The 11,918-nt window shown below is 71.3% G+C and carries 10 protein-coding genes, 1 other RNA gene and 2 pseudogenes; 11 read left to right on the top strand and 2 right to left on the bottom strand.

The window, feature by feature from the left end:
- Positions 1–4: 4 nt before the first annotated feature.
- The 8 genes and pseudogenes from ACZ8ZB_RS10305 to ACZ8ZB_RS10270 all read left to right on the top strand — a co-directional run.
- Positions 5–784 (top strand): annotated as a pseudogene (locus ACZ8ZB_RS10305) (DMT family transporter); the annotation flags it as partial.
- Between the two features lie 115 nt (positions 785–899).
- An RNA gene (gene rnpB / locus ACZ8ZB_RS10300) (RNase P RNA component class A) lies at positions 900–1,330 on the top strand.
- Between the two features lie 796 nt (positions 1,331–2,126).
- Positions 2,127–5,333 carry an RHS repeat-associated core domain-containing protein gene (locus tag ACZ8ZB_RS10295; protein ID WP_470741456.1) on the top strand — a complete coding sequence of 1,069 codons (3,207 nt, stop codon included), beginning with the start codon at positions 2,127–2,129 and terminating at the stop codon, positions 5,331–5,333.
- 62 nt (positions 5,334–5,395) lie between these two features.
- A complete protein-coding gene (locus ACZ8ZB_RS10290; protein WP_470737402.1) occupies positions 5,396–5,527 on the top strand; it encodes a hypothetical protein in 132 nt (43 codons plus the stop codon).
- Positions 5,528–5,630: 103 nt separating this feature from the next.
- On the top strand, positions 5,631–5,762 hold the full coding sequence (locus ACZ8ZB_RS10285) for a hypothetical protein (RefSeq protein WP_470737401.1): 132 nt from the start codon (positions 5,631–5,633) through the stop codon (positions 5,760–5,762).
- Between the two features lie 272 nt (positions 5,763–6,034).
- Positions 6,035–7,333, top strand: coding sequence for a M23 family metallopeptidase (locus ACZ8ZB_RS10280; protein ID WP_470737400.1), 1,299 nt, complete (start codon positions 6,035–6,037; stop codon positions 7,331–7,333).
- Between the two features lie 48 nt (positions 7,334–7,381).
- A pseudogene (locus ACZ8ZB_RS10275) lies at positions 7,382–7,483 on the top strand (ATP/GTP-binding protein); the annotation flags it as partial.
- Between the two features lie 73 nt (positions 7,484–7,556).
- Positions 7,557–8,180 carry a histidine phosphatase family protein gene (locus tag ACZ8ZB_RS10270; protein WP_470737399.1) on the top strand — a complete coding sequence of 208 codons (624 nt, stop codon included), beginning with the start codon at positions 7,557–7,559 and terminating at the stop codon, positions 8,178–8,180.
- A 9-nt stretch (positions 8,181–8,189) separates the two neighbouring features.
- Here ACZ8ZB_RS10270 and ACZ8ZB_RS10265 read toward each other — a convergent pair whose 3' ends face one another.
- Positions 8,190–8,744, bottom strand: a complete 555-nt coding sequence (locus ACZ8ZB_RS10265) for an HNH endonuclease family protein (protein ID WP_470737398.1) — start codon at positions 8,742–8,744, stop codon at positions 8,190–8,192.
- Here ACZ8ZB_RS10265 and ACZ8ZB_RS10260 point away from each other — a divergent pair.
- Positions 8,739–9,167 carry a 3'-5' exonuclease gene (locus ACZ8ZB_RS10260; RefSeq protein WP_470741455.1) on the top strand — a complete coding sequence of 143 codons (429 nt, stop codon included), beginning with the start codon at positions 8,739–8,741 and terminating at the stop codon, positions 9,165–9,167. The two genes, ACZ8ZB_RS10265 and ACZ8ZB_RS10260, sit on opposite strands and share 6 nt — an antisense overlap.
- A complete protein-coding gene (locus ACZ8ZB_RS10255) occupies positions 9,155–9,886 on the top strand; it encodes a DUF7873 family protein (protein WP_470737397.1) in 732 nt (243 codons plus the stop codon). The genes ACZ8ZB_RS10260 and ACZ8ZB_RS10255 overlap by 13 nt, the downstream gene beginning before the upstream one ends.
- Positions 9,887–10,288: 402 nt before the next feature.
- On the opposite strand, the gene ACZ8ZB_RS10250 is transcribed toward ACZ8ZB_RS10255, so the two are convergent.
- On the bottom strand, positions 10,289–10,540 hold the full coding sequence (locus ACZ8ZB_RS10250; protein ID WP_470737396.1) for a hypothetical protein: 252 nt from the start codon (positions 10,538–10,540) through the stop codon (positions 10,289–10,291).
- 298 nt (positions 10,541–10,838) lie between these two features.
- Between ACZ8ZB_RS10250 and ACZ8ZB_RS10245 the strand changes: the two genes are divergently transcribed.
- Positions 10,839–11,903 (top strand): alpha/beta hydrolase, encoded by a 1,065-nt coding sequence (locus ACZ8ZB_RS10245; RefSeq protein WP_470737395.1) that lies wholly within the window; start codon positions 10,839–10,841, stop codon positions 11,901–11,903.
- The last annotated feature ends 15 nt before the right edge of the window (positions 11,904–11,918 follow it).

Below are 11,918 nucleotides of genomic sequence, written 5' to 3'. Positions count from 1 at the left end.
CCGCATGACTGCACGCGGCTGGGCCCTGTTCTCCCTGATGGGAGTCGTCTGGGGCATCCCCTATCTGTTGATCAAAGTGGCGGTGGACGAGGTGTCCCCGTCGACCGTGGTGTTCACGCGCTGCGCCCTGGGCGCCCTGATCCTGCTCCCCTTCGCCCTGCGCCAGCCGGGTCTGGCCCGGAACCTGCGGACGCGCTGGAAGCCGGTGCTGGCGTTCGCGGTCATCGAGATCGTCGGCCCCTGGTACACCCTGACCGACGCCGAGCGCCACCTGTCCAGCTCCACGGCCGGCCTGCTGATCGCGGGCGTACCGATCGTCGGCGTCCTGCTCGCCCGCTCCTTCGGCGCCGCGGAGCCGCTGGGCGCCCGCCGGATCACGGGGCTCGCGGCGGGCCTCGGCGGCGTCGGCGTCCTCACCGTCCCCCACCTGGCGGGCGGCGACGCCCTGTCCCTGGCGGAGGTCCTGGTGACGGTCGTCGGCTACGCCACGGCCCCGCTGATCGCCGACCGCCACCTCAAGGACGTCCCGACGCTGCACCTCATCACGCCCTGCCTGGCCCTGGCCGCCCTGGTCTACCTCCCGGCGGCGGCCGTGACCCGCCCGGCGGCCCTGCCCTCGGCCGACACCCTCGCCGCCCTGGCCGCCCTCGGCGTCGTCTGCACGGCGGTGGCCTTCGTGGCCTTCCTGGAGCTGATCAGGGAGGCCGGCCCGATCCGCGCGTCGGTGATCACGTACGTCAACCCGGCGATCGCGGTGGCGGCCGGCGCCCTCTTCCTGGACGAGCCCCTGACGGGAGGCGTCCTCGCCGCCTTCGCCCTGATCCTCACCGGTTCGGTCCTGGCGACGGCCACCGCGCCGAAGCCCCGCTCCCGCCCGGTACCATGGTCGGCACGGCAGACGAGCCGGGCGGGCGGCCGCGTGGAGTCCCTCACGGGACTTCCCGAGGAACGTCCGGGCTCCACAGGGCAGGGTGGTGGCTAACGGCCACCCGGGGTGACCCGCGGGACAGTGCCACAGAAAGCAGACCGCCGGGACTGTTCTCTTCTCGAAGAGGGCGGCCCCCGGTAAGGGTGAAACGGTGGTGTAAGAGACCACCAGCGCCTGAGGTGACTCAGGCGGCTAGGTAAACCCCACCCGGAGCAAGGTCAAGAGGGGACGCCTCCTCGGAAGGGAAGGCGTCTCTGCGCGGACGATCGAGGGCTGCCCGCCCGAGTCCGCGGGTAGACCGCACGAGGCCGGCGGCAACGCCGGCCCTAGATGGATGGCCGTCGCCGGCGGGCCCGCGAGGACCCGCCGGAACAGAACCCGGCGTACAGCCCGACTCGTCTGCCGCCACCTGCGGCTTCGCCTTGGAAAGGGCCTCCGACCTGTGTCGGAGGCCCTTTCCCGCCCTCCGGGGGCCGGCTGCGTCACGGGGCGGAGGGTCCCCGGGGCGCGGGGGCGCGGGGGCGCCATCAGGCCGAAGGCTGCGGTGACACGCAACGGACGGCGCGGGTGCGGCCCCGGTGAAGGACCGCGCACAGGAGCCCCGCGAGCTCGGCGCGATCTCTGGGACGACTTCTGCCGGGCACAGCCCCGTGAACACCTTGATCGAAGCCGGTGAGAGCTGTCCGGCCGGACGTCGAGCGGCTTCGAACCCGGCCGAGGGGGTTCGCGCAGGGACGGAAACGGGCCGGAGGCCACTTCGGGGCGTCCGTTTCCGGTCGGTCCCCCGGCGGGAAGCGGCGTCGGGAATGACCACTTCGGTCACGCCGCGATGATCTCCGCCGGGAAAGGGGGCTTTTGTCCCGACGAAGCGGCGGGGCTGATTCCGGCTCGTATGGAAGATCGGTTCGAGGGAACGTGGCGCCGATTCGTGTGCTTCTTGTGACAGCTTGTGTGCCACTGGTGACTGCTGGGGTCACTGGTTCCGACTTCCTGTGGGGGGAAGCTGATGCACTCGCGTGCTGGAAGCACGCCGTTTCGGCGTGCCCGGAGATCCTCGCGTCACGGGCTCGTAGCGGCCCTGGCGGCGCTGTCCCTGGTCGCTCCGGCGGCCCCGGCGCTCGCCGCGCCGGCACCCGGGCCGGCGGATCCGGGTCCGACGTCGGCGTGGGGCAAGAGGACCGACTTCGACGTGCCGCCGGTGAAGGTCGGCGAGACCGAGCCGGTGCCCGGTGAGGCCGAGGCCGAGCCGACGAAGGAGCAGGCCGCGTGGCGGACGGAACAGAGGGAACGCGCCCGCACCGGTGAGAACCCGAAGCCGCCGAAGGGTTCGTCCCGGTCGGCGACGGCCGGGGCCGCGCCGACCGTGTACGTCCCGGAGGGCCAGGGCGCGGTGCCCTGGCACCAGATCTCGGACTTCCGGATCACCGACTCCCTGGTGGCGAGGATCAACCTCTCCACCGGCAACCTGATGCTCGCCGCGACCGACTTCGAGATCGCCGGCGTGGGCCAGAAACTCCGCCTGGCCCGGACGTACAACTCCTTCGACGCGCCCTGGGGCAAGGTGTCCCAGCGCTGGTGGCAGGAGTACGAGCGCTACCTCCGGTTCTTCTCCGGCGAGGTCGTCCTCTACGACCCCACCGGCGCCACCGTCAGCTTCACGCGGAACACCGACGGCACCCTCACCACGCCCAAGGGCTACTCCAAGGACCTGAAGAAGAACGCGGACGGCACCTACACGCTGACCGACCGCAAGACGGGCTCCAAGGACACCTACGACGAACACGGCACGCTGACGAGGGTCACCGACAGGAACCACGGCGCCATCACGGTCGACCAGCACGACGAGGGCACGGAGCACAAGGGCTTCAAGCTCACCGAGACCCGCTCCGGCCGCTGGATCGACCTGGCCAAGACCTACGGCGACCAGTGGCAGGCCAGGGACCACACCGGCCGCACCGCCGTCTTCGACCTCGACGCGTCCGGTGACCTGGCGAAGACCACCGACACCGAGGGCAAGTCCACCGTCTTCGGCTACGACTCCTCCCGTCGCCTGACGAAGATCACCACTCCGGAGGGGCGGGTCACGGTCTTCACCTACGACGACCGCAATCGCGTGCGCTCCATGCTGCGCGCCACCGAGTTCGACGCCGCAGCCGGACATACCGGGCCGACGTACACCTACACGTACTCGAACACCGACCCGTCGGCGGCCGGCACGACGACGGTCACCGACCCGGAGCAGCACGCGACGGAGTACGAGCACAACGCCGACGGTGGCGTCACCCGGGTCACCGACGCGCTGAAGCACACGCGCAAGCGGACGTTCGACGCCAACCACAACGTCGACACCGCCGAGGACGCCATGGGCGTGGGCGGCGGCGCGGGCAACGTCACCGCCTACGGCTGGGACGCGCGCAACAACCCCACCTCCGCCCGACTGCCCACCGGAGCCACCGCGACGCTGACCGGGTACCAGACCATCGCCGGTGCTGACCTGCCCGGCACGTTCACCAGTGCCGACGGGGAGAAGACCGACTACACGTACGACACCGCCGGCAACACCAAGTCCGTCGCGGTGACCGGCGCCGGGGGCGGCAGGCGGACCTTCGACCACAACCCGGCCTCGCCGACCTGCGACGGCTTCGAGGGCCAGGTCTGCAAGGTCACCACGACCATGTCGGCCACCAAGTCGGTGTCCACGTCGTTCGACTACGACGCCAAGGGCAACCTGTCCAAGGTCGACCCGCCCGCCCCGCTGGGCGACACCACCTACACGTACGACGCGCTCGGCCGCCCCGAGACGGTCACCGACGGCCGCGGCATCAAGGCGGTGTACACGTACGACGAACGCGACCGCATCGTCCTGGTCTCCTCCACCAACGCCACGGTGCGCTACCACTACGACGGTGACGGCAACCTGCGCCAGCGCGACGACGGCACCGGCGTGACCACGTACGAGTTCGACCCGCTGTCCAGGGAGACGGTCCGCACGCTGCAGAACGGTTCGCAGACCAGGCTCACCTACACCCCGGCCGGCAACGTCGACACCTACGAGGACCCGGCCGGCGTCACGGACTACACCTGGAACGCGGTCAACAAGCTCACCGCGCTGAAGGACCCGACCGGCAGGACCACGACGTACAAGTACGACGCCAACGACTTCCGGACCACGACCACTTACCCGGGCGGCACCGTGCAGACGGTGACCCCGGACGAGTCCGGCCGGCCGGAGAAGATCAAGGCGACCTCGTCCGAGGGCACTCTCGTCGACCTCGCCTACTCGTACTCGAACGCGGGCGAGGACGGCGCCAGGATCCGCACCCGCACCGACGCGGTCACCGGCCTGAGGACCACCTACGACTACGACAGCGCCGGCCGCTTCTCCTACGCCAGGGAAGAGAAGGGCACCACGCTCAACTCCTCCTGGCAGTACTGCTACGACCAGGCCGGCAACCTCACCAGCCAGGGCGTCGACCCCGGTTGCCCGCGCGGCACCACCTACACCGTCAACGACGCCCAGCAGATCACCGGGAAGAACGGCTCTTCGGCCAACTGGTCCTACGACCAGGCCGGCAACGAGACCGCAGGCGCCTCCACGCCCGAAGGCACCCGCACAGGCGAGCGGTGGTCCGACTACAGCCAGATGACGTCGGTCACCGTCGGCGGCAAGACCTATGCCGGGCAGTACGGCTCGACCGACCAGAGCGAGCGCATCAAGCTCGGCGACACCTTCTTCCACAACGGCCCGCTCGGCCTGTCCGCCAAGACCACCGCCGGCGTGGACATGGGATTCAACCGTGAGCCCGGGGGCACGTTGAACTCCATGACGACCGGGGGCAAATCGTACTACTACCTCACCGACGCGCTCGGTTCCGTCGTCGCGCTCGCCGACGAGACCGGCACCGCGGTCAACACCTACGCCTACAGCCCCCGCGGCGTCGAGCGCGCCACCACCACCGAGAAGGTCCCGCAGCCGTACCGGTTCGCCGGCGGCTACCAGGACCCGACCGGCCTGTACCACTTCTCCGCCCGCTACTACGACCCCAACATCGGCCGCTTCACCAGTCCCGACCCCTCCGGCCAGGAGAAGAACCCCTACCTCTACGCCGAGGGCGACCCCGTCAACCGCATCGACCCCAACGGCACGCTGCCGGACTGGGTCAACGCCGGTGCCGACAAGCTGGGCAAGGCACTGGACGTGTATGACGCCGCCAAGTTCGCGAGTCAGGTCTCACGGGGCCAGTACCAGGAGGCAGCCGGCACGGCCATCGGCTTCGTGGCCGACAAGGCGGTGACCGCCGGGTGCATGTGGGTCACCGGCGGAGCGGGTTCGGTGGGCTGTGCGGCTGGTGGATACGTCGCGGGAGAAGCCGCAGAACAGGCATACGGCTCCATCGTCCAATGACCACCAATGCGAAGTGGCCGATCAGCGTCTGATCGGTCCGTGTCCGGGAGGCTGAGACACCTATGTCGCACGAGCTGCAGACCTTGGCGCACCGCGGTGCGGGGAACCTGCCGACCTGGCTGCTCATCGCAGTCTTCGCCGCGGTCGTGGTGATGATGATCGTCCTCGGCGTTCGGCGCAGCAGGAACCGGTAGACGGCCACAGACGACCGACGACCTCGGAGATGCCCCGTCGCGGGGCCCGTTGCACGACTCGCAGCAGGCTCCGCGACGGGGAGAGGGCACAAAGGAGCAACCCGTGGACAAGCACAGTGGGAGAATCCTGATGGCTTCGGACGGATTGGACGAACTGCCCGCGTGGGTGCCCTGGACCATGCTCGGCACGTTCGTGATCGTCATCGTCTCCCTGGCCGTGGCGCGCAGGCGATGAAAGGAACCGGCCCGTCGCCGGATGCCCGTGGAAGCGCGGGCAGGAGCGTGATCGCCCGCTGGGCGGGGCGGAACCCGGCGTACAGCCAGACCCCACCGCCGGCCCCGGCCGGTTCCGTCGCGCCGGGCACCGGCGGTGCCCCATCGGGCAGTCCACCCTGTCCCCGCGACCGGTGACGCCGTGTCACGGGCCCGTTAGCGTCTGAGCGTGAGCCGATACACCCCGCCGACATCACGCCCCGCCGTGGCGCCCTCCTGGAGCCGGCCCGGCACGTGACCAAGGACAGGGAAGGCGCGGCGTACCCCCTCGCGGCGGGGACGGCCGGACACGACGACGACCTCCGGCCGCGCCCCGGTCCGGCGCGGCACCCCGCGGAACGGCCCGGCCCCACCGGACACGAGGCCCCGCGGGACGGGTCCGCGGACGACGGCGCGGCACCGCCCGGACCGCGGGCGCCCGCGGCGGAGCCGGCCACCCCGTCACCGGCGGGGGGCCCGCCGGCCGCCGACGCGCCCGGCACCCGCAACCCACCGCGCCGCCGCCGCGGCCCCGGCCCCGGCCCCTTCATCCTGATCGTGCTGCCCGGCCTGGCGACGCTCACCGGGGTCCTCGGCTTCGTCTCCCTGGCCGGCGGCTTCGACACGGACCCGCCGCCGGACCCGGCGCCGGGCGGATCGGCCGTCAGCAACGTGGACGGCTCCTACGTCCCCTGGCTGCGCAGGGCGACCGCGGACTGCGCGGGCGTCACGCCCGCGCTCCTCGCCGCGCACATCGACCAGCTGTCCGGGTGGCGGGACGACACCGCGAGCCTCTCCGAACAGGGCATCGCCCGCTTCACGGACGCCGACTGGAAGACCTGGGGCCGGGACGACGACGGCAACGGCACGTCCTCGCCGCGCGACGCGGTGGACGCGATCATGGCGCTGGGGCGGCAGGACTGCTCCCTGGCGGAGAAGATGACCGCGCTGCGCACCAAGGGCACCGTCAACGGCGACGTCGCCGACCTCACGCTCGCCGCGTACGCGGCCGGGGCGGACCAGGTCGAGAAGGCCGGCAAGGTCCCGGACCCGGCCCGCGCGTTCGTCGCCGGGGTCAAGGAGCGGCTGCCGCGGTACGACGCGCTGGTCCGGAAGAACCCCGGGCAGGAGAGCGGCCGGGCCGCCGGCGCGCTGCTGGCCCCGCCCGTCACCACGCTCGCCGTCACCTCGCCGTTCGGCTCGCGCGCCCACCCGCTGACCGGGATCACCAAACTCCACACGGGTGTCGACTTCGGCGCGCCGCAGGGCGCCCAGGTGTCCGCGGCGTGGGAGGGACGGGTCGGGTTCGCCGGCCTGACCCCGGCCTACGGCTACCGGGTGGTGATCGACCACGGCACGGTCGACGGGAAACGGCTGGAGACCACCTACAGCCACCTGTCCGCCCTCCAGGTGACCACCGGCCAGAGCGTGACCACCGGCCAGAGCGTCGGGTTCGTCGGCTCGACGGGCCTGTCCACCGGCCCGCACCTCCACTTCGAGGTCCTCCTCGACGGCCAGTACACGGACCCGACCGCCTGGCTCGGCGGCGGCTGACCTTCCGGCCGCAGTTCAGCGGGAGCCGATGGCTCTCCCGGCTCGCACGACGACTCCCGGTACGCGATCGACCGGCCGGAGCACCACCGCGCACCCTTCGTGGTGGCCGTGAACCGGTTCGACGACGACACCGACCGGTACTCCCCGGACGCGGGGGAACCGGCGCCCCAGGACCGGCGTCCACCGGTGCACAGGACCACTGGTGGACACGGAGGAGCTCACGATGACCGGCACGACCGCCCGTCACCTCTACCTCGCCCGGCACGGCGAGGCGTCACCGGACGGGAGCGGGCTGACGGAGGCCGGCCGGCGGCAGGCCACCCTGCTCGGCCGACGCCTCCGGGACGTCCCCCTCGCCGCCGTTCACCACGGCCCCCTGCCGCGGGCGGAGCAGACCGCACGCCTGATCGGCGCCCAGCTGGAGGACGTCCCCCTGCACGTCTCGGACGTCGCCGGTGACTACGTGCCCTGCATACCGGACAAGGACGAGCTGCCGCCCGAATCGGCGGACCTCTACGTCCGCTTCCTCGCCGGCGCGACGGACGAGGACCGGAGGAACGGACCCGCGCTGGCCCGCCGGGCGCTGGACCTGTTCACCGGTCCGGTGGAAGGTGAGCAGGACCGGCACGAACTCGTCGTCACCCACAACTTCCTGGTCGCCTGGCTCGTCCGGGACGCCCTGCACGCGCCGAAGTGGCGTTGGCTCGGCCTCAACCACGGCAACGCGGCGCTCACCGTCATCCGCTACACCCCCGGCCGGCCCGCCTCCCTCCTCGTCCTCAACGACATGCGCCACCTGCCCGCCGAACTGCGCTGGACGGGCTTCGCCCCGGAGCCGCACATCTGACGAATCCGCTCAGCCCGTGAGCAGGTCGTCCCCTGACGGCCAGATGTGCAGGGACAGGGAAGCCAGGTAACCCCCGCGCGAGCGGATGCGGTTCTCGTCCCAGCCGTCGGCCCAGTCACCGGCGTCGACGGTGGGCGGAGGATTGAGCAGGGTTCCGTGGGTGAGCCGCAGGAGGCTGTGCTTGCCGAGCCACTTCCGTTTGTCCTGCCAGGGCATGTTGCCCGGAGCCGGATTCAGGCGAGCCGTGACCAGAGTCAGATTGCCCAGGGTGTGAACCAGCTCGTCGCGATCGGCACCTTCGAGTGGGTCGTCCTCAAGGGGAGGCCAGTGATCACGCCGGCTCTGGGGCATGACGTGCTCGATCGTCAGTTTCGTGCCGACGTGTTCTCCGACCGGTGCGGTGAGTTGTTCGGTGTGGTCGGCGGTGGCCGTCAGCGTCCCCGACGGCGGCTCCGCCCAGGAGTTCGCGTGCGTCTTCGCCAGGGAGTTCCGGCTGCCGGCCGTGGAACTCGGCAGGGAAGGGGCGAGGCCGACGTGGACGCCGTGCGCATCGGCACCATGCACCGGTTCAAAGGGCCGGGGTTCCAGCGGGTGCTCCTCACGTCGGTCGGAGAGGGCCGGGTACCGCACCAGCGCATCGAGCAGTACCGGATCACGAACCCGGACCGGTACCGGCAGGGGGAACAGCGGGCCCGCGCCCTGGTGTTCGTCGCGGCCACGCGCGCCCGCGACGAACTCGTGGTCACCTGGAGCGGCCGGGCCGGCCGGTTCCTTCCCCCCCGACGCGGACGCGACCGCCCACCGTGCGGCGGATCTGCTGGGAGGGGACGGACCGCCGTCCGGCGCGTCCGGGTCCGCCGTGGCCTGGCCGCGGAGGTCCGGCGCCACCCCGCCCGGGAGTCGTACGAGGAAAATGACGCGACGGATCACGACCGCGCGGGATACGTTCCTGCCAGTTCGAAGGGGGGCCCGACGTGGCGAAGTTGAACCAGATCATCGCGGTCGAGAAGGGTGTCAAGAGCAAGTCGCTCCAGGACGTCAACGCCGCGCACACCAAGGTGCAGAAGCCGGCGCTGCTGGCCGGCATCTCGCGCACGTACCAGCCGAAGGACGAGGAGGGCGAGCAGCTGCCGCCCGAGTCCACGCGGGTGCAGGTACAGGCCGAGGACGTGCTGCGGGAGATGTCCGCGTCGCTGACGCGGCTGTTCGACGTGACCGCGACCAAGGACTGGGCGAACTGCACGGCCCGCGCGGACGTCACCGTCGACGGGCGGACGATCGTCGCCGACGTCCCGGTCAGCCACCTGCTCTTCCTGGAGAAGCAGCTCGCCGACCTGCACACCTTCGTCAAGAAGCTGCCCACCCTCGACGCCGCCGAGTCCTGGTCCCACGACCCGTCCACGGACTGGTGGAAGACCGACCCGGTCCGCACGATCCGCACGAAGAAGGTCCCCCGCAACCACGTCAAGGCGGAGGCCACCGAGAAGCACCCGGCGCAGGTCGAGGTGTACTACGAGGACGTGCCCATCGGGTACTGGACCACCGTGAAGTTCTCCGGGGCGCTTCCCGCGCGGCGGGTGAACGAGCTGGTGGAGCGGGTCGAGAAGCTCCAGCAGGCCGTGAAGTTCGCCCGTGAGGAGGCCAACGGCGCCGAGGTCGCCGACCAGCGGGTCGGTGACGCGGTGTTCGGCTACCTGTTCGGCTGACGCGGCGCACGTCACCACCATGATCGCCCCCGCGTGCGAGCGCGGGGGTGCGCTACGGGGCGCGGGCCGGAATTGAGGACCGGTTCGCGTCAGGAGCGCAAGCTGAAACTGAAGTTCAGCCTGAAAGCGCGGCTCGCCGAGACGGCGGCCGCGGTCAATCTCAGACTCTCGCTCCAGTCTCAGCATCGCCGCCGATCGCCGGACCGACCGGGGACGGACGAACGCCGTCGGATGCGAGTTCGACTCTCGCCTGCGCCTCTTGCACGGCGCGGTAGTTCAAAGGAAGAACACGACGGCATGATGACTGATCCGTCCTCTTAAACGCCGCCGGCGTGCGCAATTGGGTGGCATCCCCAGGGGCCCGGGAGCTGGATACGACTCCCGGGCTCCGCCACGTCGCGTTCAGGCCGTGACGTAGAGGAGCGGGTAGAGCACGCTCAGGGATCCCGTGACGAGGCCGGCACCGCACTGGACCCGGTTGAGTTTCTGGCCCAGGCCGAGCAGCGCGAAGGTGACGGCGAGGCTGCCGAAGAGCAGGGGGACCGCAATGCCGAGGAGGCCGGCGAACACGACGGCGACCAGAGCGGCCGTGCCGAGAACGAGGGAGACGGGCCCGTAGAGGCTCGCGGGGCTGTCTGCGGATCCGGTGGCCATGGCGGCTCCTCGCTCGAGGCGGTCGGCTCGTCGACGTACGGGCGTACGGGCGACGGACACCCGCACCGTCAGCATGGCACATCCCGCCGTTTATTTGAACTTGTTCAAAAATATGGTGGGGGGTGTTCCCGGTGGAGGGCGGGTCGAGGCCTTCAGGGGTGGGCCGGGAGGGGGAGCGCACGGACCCGGACCTCCTGAAGGGGAACGGTCGACGGCAGGCGGGCCGCGGGATCACTGTATGTGCGCACAAGGTTCGAATGGGTGAAGATTCTGGTGTCCCCTGTGTGACGGAGGTCGGATGTCCTGGCACTCTGCGCGGTCGTGGCCGCGGCTGCTGCTTCCCCTGCTGATCGCGGTTTTCCTCCTGCCCGAGGAGGGCCCCGCGGCGTACGCCGGCGGGGGCGCCCCGGCACCGCACCACGGCGCCCGGGTCGTCGCCGAGGAGGATGTCGGGGAGCGCCTGGTCGACCTCACGGTCGACTCGTCCGCCCTGGGGCGCACCGCGAAGGTCCGGCTGCTGACCCCGGACGGCTGGGAGGACCGGCGGCCCGGCCGGAGCTGGCCGGTGCTCTACCTCCTGGTCGGCGGTGACGGCAACCACAGGGCCTGGACGGAGGACTACGGCGCCCGCCTCCAGGAGCTTCCCGGTCTGCGGGACGTGCTCGTGGTGATGCCCGAGATGCCGCTGTTCGGCTTCTACAGCGACTGGTACAACGACGGCCGGGGCGGCCCGCCCGCCGTGGAGACCTTCCACCTCCGGGAGGTGCGCCCCCTCCTGGAACGCCACTACGGCGCCGGCACCCGCCGGGTGGCCGCGGGCGAGTCGCAGGGCGGGTTCGGCGGACTCTCCTACGCGGGCCGCCACCCCGGGCTGTTCCGGGCGGTGGCGAGCTACAGCGGTTATGTGCACCCCCTGCAGCACCCGCACGCGGTCCGGGCCGGGATGACCGCCCTGGGCCTGGACTGGAAGGCGGTGTGGGGAGACCCGGTCGCCCAGCGCGTGAACTGGGAGGCCCACGACCCGTACCACCTGGCCGACCGGCTGCGCGACACCCCCGTGTACCTCTCCAGCGGCGACGGCAGGGCGGGCGTGCTCGACCCGCCGGGCACGCAGCCCGACCCGGAGGTCCCCGGGCTGGAGGACCCGTCCGACCCGTTCCCCGAGGGCGTCATCTCGCCCACCGAGACGATCATGGAGCGCGAGTCCCGCGCCCTGGCCGCACGCCTGGAATCCGTCGGAACCCCGGTGACGACGCACTTCTACTCCGGCACGCACGACCCGCCTTACTGGGTGCGGGAGTTCCGCAGGTCCCTGCCCATGCTCCTGCGCGCCCTGCACGACGACGCCGGTACCGCCGGCTGACCGGCTTCGTCGGGT

This window comes from Streptomyces sp. 12E, from assembly GCF_055633275.1.
Note: the sequence above shows the minus strand (reverse complement) of the source record. Positions and strands in the feature narration are given on the sequence as shown.